Origin of the sequence: Marinomonas sp. ef1 (assembly GCF_002806845.1) — a bacterium.
Classification (GTDB): Bacteria; Pseudomonadota; Gammaproteobacteria; order Pseudomonadales; family Marinomonadaceae; genus Marinomonas; species Marinomonas polaris.
Genome location: NZ_NHTT01000016.1, coordinates 39139 through 59734, shown reverse-complemented (window position 1 = coordinate 59734; position 20596 = coordinate 39139). Strand labels below are relative to the sequence as shown.

The window sequence follows — 20596 nt, the reverse complement described above, 5'->3', positions numbered from 1 at the left end:
TCTTACTTTAACAAGTAAATAAAAGAGCCGATTTATCGGCTCTTTTTGCCTTCAAGGCTGCTAATCTTTAGCAATATCACTACTTTCTTTGTTCTTTTTTATTGAGCGATTTATGACAGATCTAAATACACCGTTGGCTATTCTTGGTGGCATGACAGCCCAAACCTTTATCGACGAATATTGGCAGAAAAAGCCTTTGTTAATTCGCGGTGGTCTTGTCGATTTCGCTGTGCCATTGGAAGCCGATGAGCTTGCAGGCATGGCAATGGAAGAAGAAATTGAATCTCGTATTGTGATCGAGAACGGACTAAGACCTTGGGAAATGCGCCAAGGACCTTTTACCGAAGACACTTTTGCTACCTTGCCTGAAAAAGAATGGACGTTATTAGTTCAAGCCGTTGACCATTGGGTACCAGAAGTCCAAACACTTAAAGAACGATTTGAGTTTTTACCCAGCTGGCGCTTAGACGACGTCATGGTAAGCTATGCAACAGAAGGCGGTAGTGTTGGCCCACATTACGACCAATACGATGTGTTCTTAGTACAAGTATCAGGTAAACGTCGATGGCAGGTATTGTCGCCAGATGAATACCAAGATTCTGCGATCCCCAACATCAAATTACATATTTTAGACAACTTCCCTGTCAATTCAGAAATGGATTGGGAAGTGGAAGCTGGCGATATTCTATATTTGCCGCCTAACTTTGCACACAATGGCCGATCATTAGACGACGAGTGCATGACTTATTCCATCGGTTTTCGTGCGCCAAGTATGCAAGATGTCTTAACAGGTATTCGCGATAAACTTTGCGAAGCTGACAATGTTAAAGATCGCTTTGCCGCACCTGAAACAGCAAATCGTCAACACAGTGCGCACATCAGCAAAGACGATATTCAATACCTACAAACACAACTGGCTCGCCTTATTAATCAGCCCGACCTACTGGCTGAATGGTTAGGGGAAACGATGAGCGAGAGCAAGTATCCTGAATACCTCGTACCACTGAATCATGAAGAATTAAACGAAGCATTTAGCAGTGCGACACAAGGTCAAACTTTTATTCGCCCTGGCGATGCGCGTATTTGTTACTATGTTCAACAGAACACTGAGAACAAAGGTAAGATTAGCGTGTTTTGTAACGGTGAACACTTACTTGTGGATGCAGAACTAACGAGCTTTGTTGAAGCCGTTTGCCATCAAGTTGAGTTTGATTTTTCTGGGCTAGATTTGAAACAAAATACAGATCTAGAACCTCTTGTGCGCTTTCTCATTCGCCAGCAAGGGCTGATCGAATTGGTTGCACCAGAAGAATAAAAGAACGCAATATTAAGTAAGGTATTCACATGAAGGTTTTAACGTCAGACTGGAACAGCAGCAAAGATCAGCTTACCTTTGTGCGCAAACAAGTCTTTATCATTGAGCAAGGTATCGACCCAAAAGACGAATGGGACGAGCTAGATGAAGACGCCGTACACTTTGTATCCTTTGGTACGACAGCGGTTCCTACAGGAACCTGCCGCTTAACAGAAAACGGACAAATTAGTCGACTTGCTGTTTTACCTGCATATCGTCATCAGGGTTATGGTGAAATGCTGTTAAACCGAGCAATGAAAGTTGCCAGAGAGATGGGAGTTCGCAAAGTCTTTTTGCATGCTCAAGTTGACGTACAGACCTTCTATGAAAAACAAAAATTTCACGGTGATGGTAAAGTCTTTTTAGAAGCTGGAAAAATGCATATTCACATGGAACGAGACATTTAGCTTTATCTTTACCAGCCCATTTAAAACAAAAAAGCGAGTCATCCGATATGGGTCGACTCGCTTTTTTATGCATTTCTCTTAATACACTGTTTTTAATGTATTGCTTTAAGCTATTTCATTAAACAACAGCAATTAGCTCAACATCGAATTGTAAAACAGAGAAAGGTTGAATCATCGCGCCAGCGCCTTGAGCGCCGTAAGCCAATTCAGCAGGGATAGTAAGACGGTACTTCGCGCCTTCTTTCATCAACTGAAGACCTTCAGTCCAACCTGCGATAACGCCAGTTAGAGGGAATTCAATTGGCTCGCCACGAGCAATAGAGCTATCGAATACTTGTCCGTCAATCAAACGGCCTTCGTAATGTACACGAACAGTCGCTTCACGGCTTGGTGTTGCACCCGTACCTTCTTCAAGAACTTCAAACTGCAGACCACTTTCAGTCGTTTGAACGCCTTCTTTTGTTTTGTTTGTAGCAAGAAAGTCTTCGCCCGCTTTCACATTCTCTTCAGACTCTGCACGGCCTTTTTCTTCCATTTTTTGCTGTAGTTCAGCAAAAGCAGCTTCTAGCTCTGCGCCAGGAACACGCATTTCAGTTCCGTTTAGTGCATCTTCAATCGCAGCAAAAAGATGCGTTAGAGACAATTCACCAAGATCGCTACCACGTAGTTGATCACCAATTTGACGACCAATGCCGTATGCGATTTTTGCTTCGTTAGAGTCGAACGACAGTTCTGACATGTTTACACTCTCTTATTCGTTTACTAAAAAATTGAACGCGTATCATAACATAGGCAAATCTCATGAGCTTGTTTTTCAAACGCCTCGACTTACCAAAACCTAAGCAGTGAAAATATATTAATCAGCCCTATAGATTTATTAAATGATATTCATTATCATTTAATAAATCTATATTCATTCAGGAGTGCGTTATGAAACATAAGAGCTTTATCCCGTCTCCAAAGAGATATATAAACGATAAAAAGCCGACCGATTATTGGGGTATGCTGTTTATTAGCTTTATCTTCTTGTCATCAATGAGCTGTTTTTTATTTGCTAATCATGGCAATCGACAAGCTTCCAATAGCTTATCGCTTACCACTCATCAAATAAGCACAACGATAATTGACACAGATCAGAGCAGCAAAAGTTAAAAAGATTAAGCTATAGGTACATTAAAAGAGGATCTTGCCATGTTACCTAAAATAAACACCATTGTTTACGCTTGCGATCTAGACAGTAAAACACAGGCCGCTATGGAGCTAGTACTGAGCTTAGCCAAAACTCATGGGGCAAAAGTCATATTAATGCATGCAATTGAGCCTTTAAATGCTCAAGCATCAAATATGATAAACAACTATATTACCGAAGAAGTTAGAAATGCAATGCGCAAAGATGCCATCACAGACATCAATACACGCATGGATAAATTGCTAGCTGAATTTATGGAAAAGTATTCAGAAGAACTGTCTAGTTTAGAAACAGCTCCTGAAACCTTGATAGTCAATGGCGCTCCAGCTGACTCTATTCAGCGCATTGCAAAAGAAAAAAATGCTGATTTAATTGTTATGAATAGCCGAACACATGGCCGACTGAGCCAAATGATCATTGGCTCAACGGCAAATAAAGTCATTCACACCAGCTCAATTCCAGTGCTAGTTGTACCGATAAAGTAACGGTTGTACCGATAAAATAGCTGTTGTGCCAATAAAATAACACGTTACTCTAGTCACACTTCTCTGTGTCCGATACACTTACTGTATATATAAACAGTAAGTGTATTTATGATTCTTTATATTGCCGAAAAACCCAGCCTTGCCCGAGCCATTGCCGCCGCCCTTCCCTCACCACAAAAAAAAGAAGAGGGCTGTATTTGGTTGCCTAATGGTGACTGCGTTAGTTGGTGTATCGGCCACTTGCTCGAACAAGCTGAGCCTCATCAATATAATCCAGCTTATAAAAGTTGGAATTTAGACCACTTGCCTATCATTCCGACTGACTGGCAATGGCAAGAAAAAGCCAACACAAAGAAACAACTTGGCATTTTAAAAAAATTGATTAAAAAAGCCACTGTTTTAGTTCATGCAGGAGACCCGGATAGAGAAGGCCAATTGCTGGTCGATGAAGTACTTCACTACACCAAGGTTCCAGCACAGAAACTGAAAAACACTCAACGACTTTTGGTGAATGACTTAACACCTTCTGCGGTAAAGCAAGCACTTAGCAATTTGCGTTCAAATAATGAATTTGCGGCGCTATCTCGATCGGCGTTGGGCCGCGCTCGTGCAGACTGGTTGTTCGGCTTAAACCTAACACGTGCTTATACCATCAGGGGCCGTCAAGCTGGCTACCAAGGTGTTCTATCTATTGGGCGAGTGCAAACGCCAGTACTAGGACTTGTTGCTGCTAGGGACAAAGAAAGAGAAGCCTTTTTTCCAAAAGACTTTTATCAAGTATGGGCGAGCATACAAACAACTCAAGATGCCATATTTCAAGCTAAATGGTTGCCTAGTGAAGCTTGCCAACCTTACATGGACGATGAAAACCGAGTGCTAAGCTTGCCGCTTGCGCAAAACGTCGCCAATCGCATTACCAATAAACCAGCGATTGTGATTGAAGCAAATTACAAACAAAAGAAGCAACCAGCACCACTACCCTACAGTTTGTCAGCACTTCAAATTGATGCAGCAAAAGCATTTTCTCTTTCCGCCCAGCAAGTGTTAGATACTTGCCAAGCTCTTTATGAGCGTCATCAGATAATCACCTACCCTAGATCCGATTGCCGTTATTTACCCACTCAACAGCACAAAGACGCTGCAGCTATTATCGCCGCTCTCACACGTTCGGGAGGTGATATAAAACAAGGCGCAGAGAACGCCAATGCATCACGAAAAAGTAAAGCGTGGAACGATAAACAAGTCACGGCTCACCACGCTATTATTCCAACAACTCAAGCTCACAAAGCGGCATCACTTTCCAAAACAGAGGCGCTGGTATTTAACTTGATTGCCCGCCAATATCTTATGCAGTTTTATCCTGAATACGATTATTTGGCGTCTTACATCAAATTGGAAATTGAAGGTGGACTCTTTGAAGCGAAAGGTAATACACCGATTGCACTTGGCTGGAAAGCGCTTTTACCCAATAAAAACAAAAGTAAAGACCCAGAAGATGAAAACCAAAACGAGCTACCAAAGCTAAGTAAGAATGAAGAACTCTGGTGTATACAAGGGCAAGTCCAAGAGAAAGTCACTACGCCACCGGCAGCTTTCACTGACGCGACATTACTGGCTGCCATGACCGGTATCAGTCGCTTTGTGACTGATAAAGACATTCGAGCAATACTGAAAGAGACCGATGGTTTAGGTACAGAAGCGACGCGAGCGAGCATTATAGAGTTACTTTTCAAACGAGGCTTTTTGATGAGACAAGGTAAACAAATTCACGCCAGCCAAACAGGGCGTGCCTTTATTGATTGTCTACCTAAGCAACTGGTCACTCCTGATATGACGGCAAAATGGGAGTCAGCTCTTAACAGTATTAGTCTTGGAGAAGCAAGTTATCAAGAATTCATGACAAATTTAGAAGGCAACTTAAATCAGTTACTAAGTGCTTCCCGAGATATGCCGACATCCGCATTACACAACCTACCGCCGCCAACAAAAAATCCTTTCGCTAAACGAAAAGGCTCAACAAACAAAAGGACGACAAGTACAAGAAAAACAACCGGAACGAAATCTATCAGCACAAAAACGACAAGCTCAAATACAAAAAGACGCTCGAAAGCGCCTTCTTAGTCTATTCAATATTGTTCATTCCACATTTTATTAACGAACAATCAACCGATCGCGAGCCATACACCAACACCAACCATTAATGTACCAGCAATACGGTTCATGATGCGTACATTACCACTTTGCATAAGAATAGATTTTAAAGTTCTCCCGCCTGCAGCGTAAATAAGCAAACAAGTGAGTTCGAGCGTTAAAATGATGGCAATTAATACAATCAATTGACCAGTAAGTGGGCGACTAGCATCTAAAAAAGGTGGCAATAAAGCGACAAAAAAAGCCCAGCCCTTAGGATTAGCAATTGCGGTCACAAAACCTTGTGAGATTAAATCTAAACGTGAAGCAGGCTTGACTCCAGTGGCGTCCGCTTTAATGGCCATTTTACCTTTAGACAACCACATCTGAATCCCAACGAAGGCAAGATAGGCACCGCCTATATATTTCAACACCATAAACACACTAGGATAATTCAATAATAATGCAGCAACACCAATCGCGGATAAGATAGCCACAGTTGCAACACCGACTAACTCACCCAGCATCATCCAAAGTGCGCGCTTAACGCCAATAGTCATTCCCAACGTCATGGCTAATGTCATACACATGCCTGGCGTAATAGAGACAAAAAAGAAGGTCGGTATAAAAGCGGAGAGCAGTGCTAAATTCACAAGAGATCCTTATCTAACATGTAGTAATTTACGAGACAAAATTCTCATGACTTAGCATAAGTAGCAAGCACTAAAATACAGATAAATGGACTTGTTCTTAAAATATAAAAAGAAGGGAAACTAAAAATGTTTTTTTGTTTTAAATGTGGAGTCCTCAATAAACTTGCTCCATTCATCATCCAACTCCCCCTCATCTTCACTATCCATATTTTTAGTCATCTCTTCTTCTGCTTTTTGCAAAGCAAGATCATCTTCAATTTCTTGCAGCAGATCTTTAAGCTTAAGAATAGCAGGTTGAGCTTCGACAGACTCTTTGATGGGTGTTAATTGCGACAAAGCCTCTTTATACATTTCTATAGCTGTGTCCATTTGACCACTCAAAAACGCCTTACGAGCAAGGTAGGCATGATAATCCGAGTTAACTTTGTAGTGATAAAAATTTAATAACTTACTGTATCGATAAACAACATCTTGATCGATGGTTTTTTCTTTCTGCGATAAAATTAAATAGGATTTGAAGGACTCAAAGAGGCGCTTTACTTCTATTATAAGCAATTCATCATTCATCGGCTTAGCACGTCTTTTCTGCGTGTTCGTTTGGAACTCTGCCATTTCTTCTGCTAAATGACCGCGACGACGAGTTAATGTTGGATCTGGTTGCAATTCAATAAGCTGATCGTATATAGCGATCATTCGAGAAAATAACCACATTCTCATATCTTTGGGCTGATACTGGGGAGGCATCTCATCAAGATAGCGACGCACCTGACGCAATTGATTATTAAGCGTTGTCACTTTACGCAATTTTTCCAATCGAGCCTGCTCTTTTAACTGCAGAAAAATTGCGAAGGCAATAAATCCACCGATAACGAGCAAAAGCACTGTAATGGTAACGGCTGTCATATGATGAGTAGTTTACCTTAGTAATATTTATATACGAAACGCCTGCAGGCTTCAAAAGTACGAATACGAATAAAATTCGCCAACTAACTTCTATTTGAGCTCCGCTTTATTGTTCTTTGAAAATAAAACCTTTTCAACTTCCTGTATCATGCTTTGTAGACGTGCCATCTCTCTTTTCGAGCTACTCACAGAAGCATTTTTTTCCATAACTGATAACGCAATTCGATATTTTTCTAGCGCTCTATTTTTCTTATCATTATCTAAATCAAGTCTAGCCTGCCGTACTAAAAGATCGCGATAAGCCAAAGCATGCGCATAACGTATCAAAACAATATGATGCCTTATTATTACTCTACTCGCACCATAACTTTCACCCATGCTTCTCAACTCTCTGAGCATAAATTGAAGTGCGTTTTGGATTTGATCTAACTGCTCTTGACTGACGACACGATCCTTTGCTGTTACTTGACGCCCTAACTTCAGTTCTGTCAACAGTCTTAGTAGATCAGCCTGCTTTGAAACAAACTCCGACTTATAATTAGATGTCACAAGTTGAGTTATAACAGAAAGCAAATATTCTATGAGAAAGATTTTGGTATCTCTCGCCATGTAACGATCAGAAATCATTTCTAATGAATAAAGTAAGCGATCACTTCGATTCGATAAACGAGAAAGTAGCTTCTTTTTTAACTCCCTTTGATGTCTTCTCCAACGGAAAAAAGCAGGCAGCAAGCAAAGAACGGCCAAAAAGATAACGGCAACTAAAATCAACATACTTAATTTCATTACTTAATAGTTACCTAAGTTGCGACTTTATATAGAAATAAAAAAGTAACTTACTTTTATATAACACAGACGGCGGGATGAAAACAAAAAAAGATCAGAGAAGCTGATCTTTTTTTGTTTATCTTGAAAGAGACTTATCGAGAAACAGAAAAGCCGAGTAACATATAAAAAATTATAGCTGAAAGTACAGCAGAAGCAGGAACAGTAATCACCCATGCAGCAGCAATACGTAACAAAGCAGAGCGTTTCACCAATTCTTTCTTCGTTGCTTTCTTCAAGCCTTTACGTTCTTCAGATGAGATAGGGGATGAAGCTTGCGCGGCTTTCAATTCTTTCAAAATTGCACGCTTTTCCTCGACATCCGCCAACTTGAAACGTTTCACAAACTCTTGTGTTTGCTGACCATTGTGACCCGCAGATTCTGAATGAGAAATGATAGACGCCAGTTTTTTCTCATACGATTGTTTCAAGTACTCACGTAAGAAACCAACACCAAAGATCCCGCCCACAGCAATGTGAGTAGAACTAACAGGTAAACCAAGCTGAGAAGCGACAATTACCGTAATAGCAGCTGCCATGGCAACACAAAAAGCTCGTGTTTTATCCAATTCAGTGATTTCAGATCCGACCGTTTTGATAAGCTTAGGACCAAATAGAGCAAGACCAACAGCAATACCAATACCACCAACCATCATAATCCAAATAGGGATCGATGCTTTGCTAGAAACAGCACCAGTCATTAAAGCATCATTAATAGCAGCAAGTGGCCCAATCGCATTGGCAACATCGTTAGCACCATGAGCAAAGCTAAGCAAAGCAGCAGATACAATAAGAGGAAGTGTAAATAAACTATTCACAGCATCTTTATCATTTTTCAATGCAGTTGCCGCTTTATCGATCATAGGACGAATGAGGAAGTAAACAGTTAATGCAATTGCAAAAGCGATCATCGCTGCCGTAACAAAATCTAGCTTCCAAAGATGTTTAAGACCTTTAAGAATAAGATACGTTGAGAACGCCCAAACCATTAGGCCAACTAATAAAGGTACAACCTTTTTAGCCGCATCAATCATGTCGCTTTTATAGGTAATTGAACGTTTGATATACATTAGGAATAACGCAGCGATCACGCCCCCCATCACTGGCGAAATGATCCAGCTAGCAACAATCGCAATCAATTTATCCCAATTCGCAATATCCCAACCGCCAGCAGCAATACCTGCACCAAGTACACCACCAACAATAGAATGAGTTGTCGAAACAGGAGCACCAAGATAGGTCGCTAAGTTTAGCCAAATTGCACCAGCTAATAAGGCCGCCATCATAACCCAAATAAAGGTTTCAGCGTCGCCAATTGAATTAGGATTAATAATGCCATTTTTAATAGTACCAACAACTGTACCACCGGCAATCAAAGCACCAGCAGCTTCAAAAACAGCAGCTATCAAAATTGCTCCAGTCATAGATAAGGCTTTAGACCCTACCGCTGGCCCAACATTGTTAGCCACATCATTAGCGCCAATATTTACGGCCATGTAGGCGCCAATTGCCGCTGCGATGGCTAATATAGATAAATTAGAAACCCCAACACCATTAGCTGAAGCATAAAAACCTGATAGCAAAACAAAGGCTAAGGCAATCAATACACGGACAAACTCATGACCACTCAATAACGTGGATTCTTCTTTCGGGTTATTTGTAAGATCCATACGGGCTCTTCTTTCTATAATTAATCTATGCCAAACCGTTGATAATTTAAACGATGCTTAAACTACCGACGACATGCTTATCCTAGCATCCCAAATAAATTTGGCTCTCAATTCATCCCGTCACATTTTTTGAAAAATGTAAATTCGGCGCCATTCTACACTGGGAGTCTTCAGATAAAAACCCCTAAACTTGCTGATAGCTACGACTCGAAAAAGGACAAAAAAAGTGCCTAAAGAGGCACTGAATGAAAAGATACTACAGAAATATGACCGTTTTGTTACAAATATAATATTACTAAGCAGCTAGCATTCAATCACATTGACGGCTAGTCCGCCTCGAGATGTTTCTTTGTACTTATCATTCATATCTCTTCCTGTGTCTCGCATGGTACGAATGACTTTATCGAGGGAAACATAATGCGTTCCATCGCCCCGAAGTGCCATACTCGCAGAGTTAATGGCTTTAATTGATGCCATGGCATTGCGCTCTATACAAGGCACTTGCACCAAACCACCAATAGGGTCACAAGTCAGACCCAAATTATGTTCCATACCAATTTCTGCCGCGTTTTCTATTTGTTCAGGAGAACCGCCTGTCGCCGCTGCCAATCCAGCCGCAGCCATAGCACAAGCCGATCCCACTTCCCCTTGGCAACCCACTTCAGCACCAGAAATAGACGCATTTTCTTTGAACAACAACCCGATAGCCGCTGCAGTAAGGAAAAAATTAATCACGCCCTCTTCACTAGAACGAGGACAAAACTCCCAATAATAATGCAATACAGCCGGAATAATTCCCGCTGCACCGTTTGTCGGAGCCGTTACTACACGCCCACCAGCGGCATTTTCTTCATTCACTGCCAAGGCATAAAGATTGACCCAATCCATAGCACCTAACGATGGTGTAATCATATCCATGCGTGTTTTACTGGTTAAATCTCTGTATAGGCTAGCGGCTCTACGCTTTACTTTTAGTCCACCAGGTAAGATTCCTTCACTACGAATACCTTGCTGGACACAGGCCCTCATTACAGACCAGATGGAAAGAATGCCTTGCTTGATTTCATCTTCGGTCCGCCAATGTTTTTCATTTTCCATCATGATCTGCGCAATGCTTTTGTCTTGTGCTCGACAAAGCTGAATCAATGTTTCGGCGCTATGAAACACATGAGGAAGTTCAGTGGCATCCTCAACCAACGCCACATTTCCGTGCTCATCTTCCTGCACAATGAAGCCACCACCAACTGAATAAAAGGTCGCTTGGTGAATTACTTGGCCTTCAGTATCAAAGGCAACCAACACCATGCCATTAGCATGAAAGTCTAAACGATCAATACGGTGATAAATTAAGTCTGTCGTGACATCAATAAAAATAGGCCGCTGAGCCAATAGATTAAGATGTGAAGATGTCTCTATTTGCTCAACTCGCTCATTAACACGGCTAGGATCAATCAAATCTGGCAGTTCACCTTCAAGCCCCATTAAAACTGCTGATCCAGTACCATGTCCTTTCCCAGTAGCACCAAGCGAGCCATATAAATCAATTTTTAACCGACTCACTTTAGGTAATAGATGCCGATCTTGTAACTGATGAACAAATTGATTTGCAGCCACCATAGGGCCAACTGTATGAGAGCTGGAAGGACCAATTCCCACTTTAAAAAGGTCAAATAAACTGATTGCCATAGCCTTTTCCCTCTGCCGATAAATGCTTTTTTACACGGCGATTAAAATACAAAGTACGAGTTCAATGCCAAAAGAAATTATCACTTATGAGATAAAGTTTCCAATTGGAAACAGATTTTTTTTGTCTATATCAATTACAAGTTTCGAAAGAGGCAACTTTTTGACGTTTAAAGATCATTATATTGGTGATGAAATTAGTCCTTAAAGTAGAAAAGAAAAAAACCAAAAGACCGAAATCTTTTGGTTTTTCATTATTATTCATGATGAGTCAGCGATCTACTTTGACTGAATTAAAAGAATCCTAATGGATTCACATCATAACTAATCAACATATTTTTAGTCTGTTGGTAATGTTCTAGAGCGATTTTATGAGTCTCACGACCAACGCCAGATTTTTTATAACCACCAAAAGCAGAGTGAGCTGGATACTGGTGATAGCAGTTCATCCAAACACGACCTGCTTCTAAGTTACGCCCCATGCGATATGCAAGGTTGGTATCGCGTGTCCAAACCCCAGCACCTAAACCAAATTCACTATCATTGGCGATAGCAAGCGCTTCAGCCTCGTCTTTAAAGGTTGTTACGCTAACAACTGGGCCAAAGATTTCTTCTTGGAAGATACGCATGCTATTAGAGCCTTTGAACAAGGTTGGCTGTACATAGAAACCTTTATCCAAACCATCTACCGATTCGATGCCGCCGCCAATCAATAGCTCTGCACCTTCTTTTTTACCAATCTCGATGTAGCTTAAGATTTTATCAAATTGTTGTTTGGATGCTTGAGCGCCAACTTGCACGTCAGTATCCAATGGGTTGCCGCGCTTAATGGTTTTAGTACGCTCAATAACCAATGCCATGAACTCATCATAGATAGATTCATGGATCAGGGCGCGAGATGGACAAGTACAAACTTCACCTTGGTTAAAGAAAGCCAACACCAGACCTTCAACACATTTGCTGATAAAAGCTTCTTCATGTTGCATGACGTCTGCAAAGTAGATATTCGGCGATTTACCACCTAACTCAACCGTAGAAGGAATGATATTCTCTGCCGCACATTTCAAAATATGCGAACCAACAGGCGTCGACCCAGTAAAGGCAATTTTGGCAATACGTTTGCTGGTCGCTAGTGCTTCACCTGCTTCTTTACCATAACCGTTGACGATATTAAGCACGCCTGGTGGCAGAAGATCTTGGATCACTTTGACCAATTCAAGAATAGACGCTGGTGTTTGCTCTGCTGGTTTTAGAACCACACAGTTACCTGCAGCAAGTGCTGGAGCAAGTTTCCATGCAGCCATCAAGATCGGGAAGTTCCAAGGAATAATTTGACCAACTACACCTAATGGCTCGTGAAAATGATACGCCACAGTATGTTCGTCTAACTCAGCCGTGCTGCCTTCTTGCGCGCGTAAACAGCCTGCAAAATAACGAAAGTGATCTGCCGCTAAAGGAATGTCAGCATTTAAGGTCTCGCGAACTGCTTTACCATTGTCCCATGTTTCGGCAACAGCAAGGGCTTCTAGATTTTGCTCGATGCGATCCGCAATTTTCAACAATATATTGGAACGATTAGTAACGGATGTTTTACCCCAAGCCGCGCGTGCAGCATGTGCAGCATCTAGGGCTAAATTGATGTCTTCTTCAGTAGAACGAGGAATTCGACAAAATACTTCGCCATTAACTGGGCTAATATTATCGAAGTATTGACCTTTCACCGGTGCGACCCATTTACCGCCGATAAAATTACCGTACTCAGCTTCAAACGTAATAAGGCTACCGTTAGTACCAGGTTGAGCGTAGATCATAAAATATTCTCCATTCTTGTTGTTTTTATTTAAAGAGGACTTTGATGCCTGCTGCACTCGCAACTTCGTGCAAAGCTCTCTTTAGGTTTTTAATCTTTGTTTTAACCTTGATAGTAAGAGTAGGAAGAAAACGAGAAGAAAACTTGCCTGTGAGTCCATGAAACTTGTCTAGCGATCCATTTCTGCTGTGCTTTAGTATTGACCCACGAGCAAGCAAGAGTGATGATGAGTAAAAGATAATTAGCCACGCCGCACAATTAAAATAAAAAACATTGAGACAAAAGAGGTGTGTAAATGAGTCGCTCTATCTCAACAGAGAAAATATTACTGCAACATAAGCGCGCGCCAGTACAGTTGGTCGAAAATCGTGTTTGTTTTGCTGGGCCACACTCCGAGCTCAGTATTTACGACACTTACGAGCAAGCACAAAAAGTCAGCTTAAAAGCCGACTCTTTGCTTTATTGTGGAATGGTTACAGGAGCAAAAGTCATGCACACCAAAGAGCATGACAACATTCCCTTCTTGCCCCATGAATCTTTTATATTGGCACCAAAAGAAGAAGTCTTTATTGATTTCCCCGAAGCACAATTTCATCGCCCAACTACATGTCTCACCATTGCTATTTCACAAGAACGAGTAGCACAAATTTGTGATCGCATGAATGACATTATGGTGGAATCTTTACCCTCTGGCGTCGCACTAGATCCAAACCAACACCTGCACACCCTACATACTCAAGCAACGCAGCAAGTCATAGATAGACTTACCAGTGACTTTCTTCGCAATGATCCAGACAGAGATTTACTCGTCGACTTTGGTGTAAGTGAATTGGTCACTCGAATAATCCGACATCATGGTCGAGACGCTCTATTACGCTTCACCCAACGCTCACCAGATGCAAATGGTCTCACTTGTGTTATCCAATGTATCGAACAAAACCTAGCACAACCTTTGGATATAAATCAGCTAGCTAAGATGGCCTGTATGAGTCGTAGTCGCTTCTACGAAAGCTTTAAACGTCAACTAGGCTGCACGCCATTAGAATATCAACATCAACGCAGAATGAGCCGCGCTTACCAGCGTCTACAAGAAAAATGTTCAGTAACGGAAGTGAGTTATGAACTAGGTTACTTAAGTTTGAGTCACTTTAGCCGACGTTTCCATCAACACTTTGGTATGTCGCCTCGTCAAGCAACACAAACTCAGCTCAATTCATAACAGAAGATAGAACTAAAAGGCGTGTCCTGACTTGGATTTGCAGTACATGAAAACAACCAGCATAAAAATTAGCCCAAACATTAAACCAAAAAATGGCACTAACTGCCCTAATTGGTACAAAGAAGCCAAAATGACAGGCCCCAATGCAGCTCCCAGCCCTTGCATAGAAGCATTCATGCTTGCCAAGCGACTCTGTTGATCATCTTTTACCAACAAAGTTTGTGCGGTCACTATGCCCGGAAACAAGAACCCAAATCCTGCGCCAAACAACCCCATGGCAAACAAAACGCCAGCGTAGGAATCTAAAAAGATAAATGCTAGCTGAGCCAGCACTCCGACGCCAACCCCAGAAAAAATCAAAGTCACTACACCAAGCTGGAATCGTGGTACCAATATCATTTGTACTAAAATGCTAAAGCAAGACATGGTCATCATGGCAAATCCCAACTGATGTGTTGTCTGAGCAACATCAAGCTGAAACCTATCCTGAATCAAAAAGCTCATAATTTGCTGAACACCTGTCATCGATAAGATGGACAACGAAGACATGCACAAAAATGGCATAACCGGCTGAGTAAGCCAATTGATCTTAGGTGGTTTCACAAATTGACGCACATGCTTAGTATCTTTTACAAAAAATACCACCAGCAAAGCGATGCTACCCGCCAAAAAGGCAATGATATAGAAAGGCGCAGTCAGTCCTAAACTACTCAATAAAGACGCAAAAGCTGGACCTAAAATCATCCCTATACTAAAAGCTGCACCAATCATAGCAATGGTAGAACTACGATGTTTAATGTCAGTATGAGCGATTAAATAGGTCTGAACAGAAGGTAAAACACCAGCAATTCCAAGGGAAAAAATAATACGCAAACCGAACACCAAATAATAGGTTTCCTCCGCTGATAAATGCTTAGCCAAGGCTTCTTGCAGCACAAATCCTGTCAGGGTAATGGTCATTGCATAGCTACTCATGCCGATAATCACCGAACGCACACGACCAATTCGATTAATGATGCCACCCCATAAAAAAGCAGCAACAACAAAGGTTGCAGCGCCTGCGGTAATAAGCGTACTGATTCGAACATCAGCCAAACCAATTTCACGACCAATTGGCGGTAAAGACGTAAATATAAAAGACTGCCCAATCCCTACCGCCATCAAACAAGATAACAATAACCAACGGGACAAACGCTCATGAAGAGAGGAGTAGATTTCGGAATTAATCAATGCATATCCTTGATATCAAACTAGCAGTTCAGTCTGCCTAGATAGCAGATCTTTTTAAACAAGCAGGTGACGTAAACTTGATCTCATAAAAGGGCTATTTATCATCCTGATAAACTGCGCAATAAATTATCATATTCTGGTGTTTTTTTCTGGCCATTATGAGTAAAACCAAGGATTTAAAATGGAAATAACGACTATCAAGAAATAATCAGAAAAGCTTAGGTTTTCTTTTTGCACCAATGATAGAAAAATGCGTAAAATCATTTTTATAATAAATGTACCTTCTCGCTCACTCCCGTTAAAAATGGCCGAATTCCCAAAATTAACGTGCTTAACGAGTGCGCTAATGACTGTTTCAGCAATGAAAAAGAAAGGAAATCATGCAGCCTCTTTTTAAACACCCAAATTTTGTCCATTTCTGGATCGGGCAGATAGCCTCTTCTTTTGCTTTTCAAATGCTCAGTGTTGGTATTGGCTGGCAAATGTACGATCTGACCAACAGCCCAATGGCACTAGGTCTAGTGGGACTTTGCCAGTTTCTCCCGCAACTACTACTAACCTTGGTAGTAGGACATGTCGCAGATCGCTACAACCGTCGGTTAATTTGCGTTTGCACTCGCTTCACCATGGCTATGACGGTCGGAATACTAGCCTATGGTAATATGACATCGACTATCTCAGCCGATATGATTTATATTTGCGCTGCACTACTAGGCACAGCGAGAGCCTTTGAAATGCCTGCAAATCAGGCTATTTTACCCAATCTTATTCCTAGCGAACTATTATCTCGAGCTGTCAGCGCGATTGCCTCAGCAAGAGAAATTTCGGTTATCGCAGGGCCTGCACTTGGTGGCTTAATTTATCTCTTAGGGCCAACTACACTCTATTTATCGAGCATGAGTTGCTTCTTAATTTCTTGCGTCATTATGTTCTTTTTACATTACAACTTTACGGTAAAAACTAAGTCGCCAATTAGCATTGAGCACCTATTCGGTGGACTCACTTTTATACGCGGAAACAAAGTCATATTAGGCTCGGTATCATTAGATATGTTCGCGGTTTTATTAGGTGGCGCTACCGCTCTCTTACCTATTGTGGCAAAAGACATTCTTCATACTGGTCCATGGGGATTAGGTTTATTACGCTGTGCTCCAGCACTTGGCGCATTACTCATGTCGGTGTACTTAGCACGTCGTCCATTAACCCACAGCGTGGGGAAAATTATGTTTGCCGCAGTGGCTATTTTTGGTGTTGCAACCATTCTATTTGGTTTATCTGAAAACCTTATTCTATCGATGCTTGCCTTAGTTCTCCTAGGCTCGTCTGACATGATCAGCGTTGTTATCCGCTCAACACTTGTACAGTTAGAAACTCCGGATGAAATGCGCGGTCGAGTCAGTGCCGCTAACTCTGTATTTATTGGCAGTTCAAACCAATTAGGTGAATTTGAATCTGGGGTAACTGCAGCATGGTTCGGCGTGGTTCCAGCCATTGTTATCGGCGGAGTCGGAACCATTGCTATCGTTGGTATTTGGATGTATTTGTTCCCAACCTTATTAAAGCGTCACACATTAGACAAAGAAAACGATTAGCGCTCTTATGTTGGGATTGTGCTTACACTCAGGAAGCACGTCTTAAAATAATGTGGAACAAACCAAACAGTAGCACCGCATAAAACAAAAAGCTGATGGTTAAAGAGGTCAGCCCAAAGTGTCCGCCAATCAAACCACTTAAAAATGGCAAGGTCATGGCTCCAGACACTGCAGCGCTCATTTGAAAGCCGATTGCATGCACTGAATACTTTTTTCCAACTCGTGTGACTGTTTGTGAAATCATACAAGGGAAAATAGGCGCCGCGCAGAAGCCCATTAATGCCAAACCAAAATAACTCGTATAAGGTGTCGCACTCATTGTAAAAGAGAGTGCGCCTAAGGCGACACCAGCCAAACAAAGACGTAATAATTGATCTACGGCAAAACGCTCTACTAAGAACCCGAAAATTGCCCGACCAAATGCTAAAGCGCCCCAATAAACAGCTACCCAAGTTCCTGCGCTGGCTAATGAAATACCGCGAGATTCCGTCATCACAGTAAATGCCCACTGCCCAACACCCACTTCAACACCTGAATATAAAAAGAAAAATGCAATTTGAAAACGAATAACGGGGTGCTTCAATGCCTGAAATTGGGTAATTGCTGGCGTGTCATCTGCTTGAGTGTCGGCTTTTTTGGGGGCATGTTTATCGCTTTCCCAAAGGTGTCGACTAAATATAAATACCATCGCCATGACAAACAATATAGTCGCGAGAACAGCATAACCCAACCGCCAATTCTGAGAAAAACTTACCAAAACTGTTGTAACAATAATAGGTCCAGCGGTTGCACCTACACCGAATGCGGCGTGCAACCAATTCATATGACGGGTAGTAAAATGCTCTGCTGCGTAAGCATTAAGCCCTGCATCAATAGCGCCTGAGCCCATACCAATTACAATAGAAAACAAGACAAAAATAATAAATGAGGAACTGAAATAGAAACCGAAAAGACCGCAACTCACCAGCAAGCTACTGATAACTAGCAACCAACCGACACCAAAGCGAACCATTAAATAACCGACTGAAAAGCTCGACATTAGATAGCCCACGCCACCAGCGGCAATAACTAAACCCAGCCAGCCGGTAGGGACACCAAATTCAGTCCGAACAAATGGCCAATTGATACCATGCGCGGCGTCAGGTAAGCCCAGACTAATAAAGCCTAAATAGGCAATAAATAACAACACGCCAGATGTGCGCATGAAATATCCTTGTTCAAATAAAGATTATTTGAACCCATTCATTGGACAAATAAAATCTTTAAAATAACTTAATGCCACTTACGCTTATCTTTTTCAATAGTCTTCCATTTCCAGTTTGGCGCTTCACCTTTCCAGTAATAACATGCAATCAAAATAAGCGTGCTAATTACCATAGACACGGCCCATTTAAGCAGCTCAGTTTTTGGATCATTCACGATGCTAATAACGACGACCATCAACAGGTATAGGGCTAAAACAGCCCAGCCTTGCCAGGTGTTTGGCCTCCCCCAACCCCAACCATTCTTTTTTGCTGGAAACCAAACTGTCTTCTTTTTATCCGTCATATCAAAAACCCCAGAGCTAAATAATGCTATATGCTGAAACACTTTGCCTTAATTCAGCCCATAAAAAAAGAGCCTACGTGAGCAGACTCTTTTTATTGAAATTAATAATTCTACTTTTGGGCTTGATGATTATGTCTAAAGTACTAATCTAGCCAGCTTATATCTTACAGACTCTTATCTTGCGAGCTCTTATCTTGCAAGGAATTCACCACGCGTTTTGTCGCTGCGTTTAAACAGTCCGCCTAGAGCGGTGGTTTGAGTTGAAGAACTCGCATCCATAACGCCTCGAGCTTTTACACAGTAGTGCACGGCACTAATACTTACCGCAACGTTGTCGGTTTCAAGTAAGGCTTGCAAGGTGACTAGAATCTGCTGAGTAAGACGTTCTTGCACCTGCGGACGCTGGGCAAAGAAACGCACTATACGGTTGATTTTAGACAAACCTATAATTTTCGTTTTAGGTAAATAAGCAACTTTCGCTAAACCATCAATGGTCACAAAATGATGCTCACAAGTACTGGTGAAACTAATATCGCTTACTTTCACCATTTCATCTACTTGCATCTTATTTTCGATCACGGTAATTTTTGGAAACTGTGCGTAATCCAAACCAGAAAAGATTTCTTTTACGTACATTTTAGCAATACGGTGTGGCGTTTCAGCCAAGCTATCATCGGTCAAATCTAGACCAAGCGTTGTCACCACATCTTCAAATGCACTTTTAATACGCTGGTATTTTTCTTCGCTCGTCAAACCATTATCAATCATCGGGGTTTCTAAACCACTATTGATAAGAGCATCGCGTACTTTTATCGCCTCATTAGACAACACAAGGCGGTTTAAATTAGTTTGTTCAGCTGTGTTAGCTTTCATATGTTTGTCCTAAGTTGCTTAACCCTGTCTCATGACATGAAGGCGTTCAAAAAAAGAAGTCCCATTCGGCGAGTTAGACCAAATGCCGGCCTCCATCAAGTGACAAGGTTCGACCTGTCATATAGCGACTGTCTAATATGTACTGTATCGCTAGCACACCTTCTTGCTCCCCTGGCTCCTTGCGCAGCAAGGATTTATTCAATGCTTTGTTACGGTATTCTGTGTCATCGCCACTGTTAAACATTAAAAGTGACGGTGCGATCGCATTAACCTTAATTCGAGGTGCAAATCGTTTAGCAAACGAGCAAGTTAAGTTTGCTAAGCCTGCTTTACTCGCAGCATAAGCTATGTGTTTATCACTGCCTTTTTCAGCTACATAATCCGTCATGTGAATAATGTCTGCTTGCCCATCTTGCTCAGAACCCGCACATAATAATGCTTCGAAGGCCAGATTTATACGATAAGGCGCAAATACGTGGACTTGCCACATTTTTTCCATTAATAACGCCGTATCCAAACAATCTTCTTCAGAATCCCACTCAGAAGCATTATGAATAATCCCACCAAGTCCCGAATACCGAGCTTGTATTGTAGCAATAAATTCATCCACACCAGAGATGGATGAAAAATCAGCCTGTATACAAGAAATCCCCTGTCTTTCTAATATGGCAATGTCTTCTCGTTCTCTGCGATAAGTAATAATTACCTCATATCCTTGAGCAACTAACGCTTTAGCACAGGCAAGACCTAGGCGCTGCCCTCCGCCTGTAATAATAATTGGCATTTTACGCGTCATTAGTATCCGTTCCTACTGAGTTATCATCATTAACTACATGAAAAAATACTATCGATTCAACATCTGTATTTTGTTTCAGCCAACGTTTAATTCTTCGGCTAACCTTAGATACGTGCGCTTTTAAAAAAGAGATCAATCGATATCATCTAAAACATTTTTTTCTACGTATCCATTGAACCACTTTTCATTAATAAGTTCTAAAAAATGCGTTGTTGAATTTCACTATCCA

Annotated in this window: 18 protein-coding genes; 6 read left to right on the top strand and 12 right to left on the bottom strand. The window is 41.5% G+C overall.

Going from position 1 to position 20596, the window contains the following annotated elements; genetic code table 11:
* Positions 1 to 112 precede the first annotated feature (112 nt).
* Positions 113 to 1315, top strand: coding sequence for a cupin domain-containing protein (locus CCS02_RS18760; protein ID WP_100637423.1), 1203 nt, complete (start codon positions 113 to 115; stop codon positions 1313 to 1315).
* 29 nt (positions 1316 to 1344) lie between these two features.
* Positions 1345 to 1761 (top strand): GNAT family N-acetyltransferase, encoded by a 417-nt coding sequence (locus CCS02_RS18755; RefSeq protein ID WP_100187171.1) that lies wholly within the window; start codon positions 1345 to 1347, stop codon positions 1759 to 1761.
* 118 nt (positions 1762 to 1879) lie between these two features.
* Here the strand turns inward: CCS02_RS18755 and CCS02_RS18750 are convergent, their stop codons facing one another.
* Positions 1880 to 2500: an FKBP-type peptidyl-prolyl cis-trans isomerase gene (locus CCS02_RS18750; RefSeq protein ID WP_072840989.1), complete on the bottom strand. Its 621-nt coding sequence runs from the start codon at positions 2498 to 2500 to the stop codon at positions 1880 to 1882.
* Between the two features lie 452 nt (positions 2501 to 2952).
* On the opposite strand from CCS02_RS18750, the gene CCS02_RS18740 reads away from it, so the two are divergent.
* The gene (locus tag CCS02_RS18740; RefSeq protein WP_100187169.1) at positions 2953 to 3435 is read left to right on the top strand and encodes a universal stress protein; all 483 of its coding nucleotides are present in this window, start codon (positions 2953 to 2955) and stop codon (positions 3433 to 3435) included.
* Positions 3436 to 3543: 108 nt separating this feature from the next.
* Positions 3544 to 5556 (top strand): DNA topoisomerase III, encoded by a 2013-nt coding sequence (locus CCS02_RS18735; protein WP_100187168.1) that lies wholly within the window; start codon positions 3544 to 3546, stop codon positions 5554 to 5556.
* A 41-nt stretch (positions 5557 to 5597) separates the two neighbouring features.
* Here the strand turns inward: CCS02_RS18735 and CCS02_RS18730 are convergent, their stop codons facing one another.
* From CCS02_RS18730 to exaC, 6 genes are all read right to left on the bottom strand, one after another.
* Positions 5598 to 6218 carry a LysE family translocator gene (locus tag CCS02_RS18730; protein ID WP_100637422.1) on the bottom strand — a complete coding sequence of 207 codons (621 nt, stop codon included), beginning with the start codon at positions 6216 to 6218 and terminating at the stop codon, positions 5598 to 5600.
* Positions 6219 to 6338: 120 nt separating this feature from the next.
* Complete coding sequence (locus CCS02_RS18725) at positions 6339 to 7031, bottom strand: hypothetical protein (protein ID WP_232617115.1); 693 nt, start codon at positions 7029 to 7031, stop codon at positions 6339 to 6341.
* A 180-nt stretch (positions 7032 to 7211) separates the two neighbouring features.
* On the bottom strand, positions 7212 to 7907 hold the full coding sequence (locus CCS02_RS18720; protein ID WP_157789895.1) for a hypothetical protein: 696 nt from the start codon (positions 7905 to 7907) through the stop codon (positions 7212 to 7214).
* A gap of 134 nt (positions 7908 to 8041) precedes the next feature.
* Entirely contained in the window at positions 8042 to 9616 is a 1575-nt protein-coding gene (locus CCS02_RS18715; protein WP_072840995.1) for an inorganic phosphate transporter, read from the bottom strand.
* A gap of 303 nt (positions 9617 to 9919) precedes the next feature.
* Entirely contained in the window at positions 9920 to 11302 is a 1383-nt protein-coding gene (locus CCS02_RS18710) for an L-serine ammonia-lyase (protein ID WP_072840996.1), read from the bottom strand.
* A gap of 290 nt (positions 11303 to 11592) precedes the next feature.
* Positions 11593 to 13110, bottom strand: coding sequence for an acetaldehyde dehydrogenase ExaC (exaC, locus tag CCS02_RS18705; protein WP_100187165.1), 1518 nt, complete (start codon positions 13108 to 13110; stop codon positions 11593 to 11595).
* Between the two features lie 294 nt (positions 13111 to 13404).
* On the opposite strand from exaC, the gene CCS02_RS18700 reads away from it, so the two are divergent.
* Positions 13405 to 14328 (top strand): AraC family transcriptional regulator, encoded by a 924-nt coding sequence (locus CCS02_RS18700; RefSeq protein WP_072840998.1) that lies wholly within the window; start codon positions 13405 to 13407, stop codon positions 14326 to 14328.
* 12 nt (positions 14329 to 14340) lie between these two features.
* Here CCS02_RS18700 and CCS02_RS18695 read toward each other — a convergent pair whose 3' ends face one another.
* On the bottom strand, positions 14341 to 15558 hold the full coding sequence (locus CCS02_RS18695; protein ID WP_100187164.1) for an MFS transporter: 1218 nt from the start codon (positions 15556 to 15558) through the stop codon (positions 14341 to 14343).
* A gap of 380 nt (positions 15559 to 15938) precedes the next feature.
* Here CCS02_RS18695 and CCS02_RS18690 point away from each other — a divergent pair, with 380 nt between their 5' ends.
* Positions 15939 to 17150 carry an MFS transporter gene (locus CCS02_RS18690; RefSeq protein WP_100187163.1) on the top strand — a complete coding sequence of 404 codons (1212 nt, stop codon included), beginning with the start codon at positions 15939 to 15941 and terminating at the stop codon, positions 17148 to 17150.
* A gap of 28 nt (positions 17151 to 17178) precedes the next feature.
* Here the strand turns inward: CCS02_RS18690 and CCS02_RS18685 are convergent, their stop codons facing one another.
* The 4 genes from CCS02_RS18685 to folM all read right to left on the bottom strand — a co-directional run bounded on the left by CCS02_RS18685 (position 17179) and on the right by folM (position 20367).
* Positions 17179 to 18354 (bottom strand): MFS transporter, encoded by a 1176-nt coding sequence (locus CCS02_RS18685; RefSeq protein ID WP_100187162.1) that lies wholly within the window; start codon positions 18352 to 18354, stop codon positions 17179 to 17181.
* Between the two features lie 68 nt (positions 18355 to 18422).
* On the bottom strand, positions 18423 to 18698 hold the full coding sequence (locus CCS02_RS18680; protein WP_232617114.1) for a hypothetical protein: 276 nt from the start codon (positions 18696 to 18698) through the stop codon (positions 18423 to 18425).
* A gap of 189 nt (positions 18699 to 18887) precedes the next feature.
* Positions 18888 to 19571 (bottom strand): GTP cyclohydrolase I FolE, encoded by a 684-nt coding sequence (gene folE / locus CCS02_RS18675; RefSeq protein ID WP_072841003.1) that lies wholly within the window; start codon positions 19569 to 19571, stop codon positions 18888 to 18890.
* A gap of 73 nt (positions 19572 to 19644) precedes the next feature.
* The gene (folM, locus tag CCS02_RS18670; RefSeq protein WP_100187160.1) at positions 19645 to 20367 is read right to left on the bottom strand and encodes a dihydromonapterin reductase; all 723 of its coding nucleotides are present in this window, start codon (positions 20365 to 20367) and stop codon (positions 19645 to 19647) included.
* Between the last annotated feature and the right edge of the window lie 229 nt (positions 20368 to 20596).

Excerpts from the sequence above, each read along its gene's own strand:
- CCS02_RS18760 (WP_100637423.1), top strand. The coding sequence starts at position 113 with ATGACAGATCTAAATACACCGTTGGCTATTCTTGGTGGCATGACAGCC.
- CCS02_RS18755 (WP_100187171.1), top strand. The coding sequence starts at position 1,345 with ATGAAGGTTTTAACGTCAGACTGGAACAGCAGCAAAGATCAGCTTACC.
- CCS02_RS18750 (WP_072840989.1), bottom strand. The coding sequence starts at position 2,500 with ATGTCAGAACTGTCGTTCGACTCTAACGAAGCAAAAATCGCATACGGC.
- CCS02_RS18740 (WP_100187169.1), top strand. The coding sequence starts at position 2,953 with ATGTTACCTAAAATAAACACCATTGTTTACGCTTGCGATCTAGACAGT.
- CCS02_RS18735 (WP_100187168.1), top strand. The coding sequence starts at position 3,544 with ATGATTCTTTATATTGCCGAAAAACCCAGCCTTGCCCGAGCCATTGCC.
- CCS02_RS18720 (WP_157789895.1), bottom strand. The coding sequence starts at position 7,907 with ATGAAATTAAGTATGTTGATTTTAGTTGCCGTTATCTTTTTGGCCGTT.
- CCS02_RS18715 (WP_072840995.1), bottom strand. The coding sequence starts at position 9,616 with ATGGATCTTACAAATAACCCGAAAGAAGAATCCACGTTATTGAGTGGT.
- CCS02_RS18710 (WP_072840996.1), bottom strand. The coding sequence starts at position 11,302 with ATGGCAATCAGTTTATTTGACCTTTTTAAAGTGGGAATTGGTCCTTCC.
- exaC (WP_100187165.1), bottom strand. The coding sequence starts at position 13,110 with ATGATCTACGCTCAACCTGGTACTAACGGTAGCCTTATTACGTTTGAA.
- CCS02_RS18700 (WP_072840998.1), top strand. The coding sequence starts at position 13,405 with ATGAGTCGCTCTATCTCAACAGAGAAAATATTACTGCAACATAAGCGC.
- CCS02_RS18690 (WP_100187163.1), top strand. The coding sequence starts at position 15,939 with ATGCAGCCTCTTTTTAAACACCCAAATTTTGTCCATTTCTGGATCGGG.
- CCS02_RS18685 (WP_100187162.1), bottom strand. The coding sequence starts at position 18,354 with ATGCGCACATCTGGCGTGTTGTTATTTATTGCCTATTTAGGCTTTATT.
- CCS02_RS18680 (WP_232617114.1), bottom strand. The coding sequence starts at position 18,698 with ATGACGGATAAAAAGAAGACAGTTTGGTTTCCAGCAAAAAAGAATGGT.
- folE (WP_072841003.1), bottom strand. The coding sequence starts at position 19,571 with ATGAAAGCTAACACAGCTGAACAAACTAATTTAAACCGCCTTGTGTTG.
- folM (WP_100187160.1), bottom strand. The coding sequence starts at position 20,367 with ATGACGCGTAAAATGCCAATTATTATTACAGGCGGAGGGCAGCGCCTA.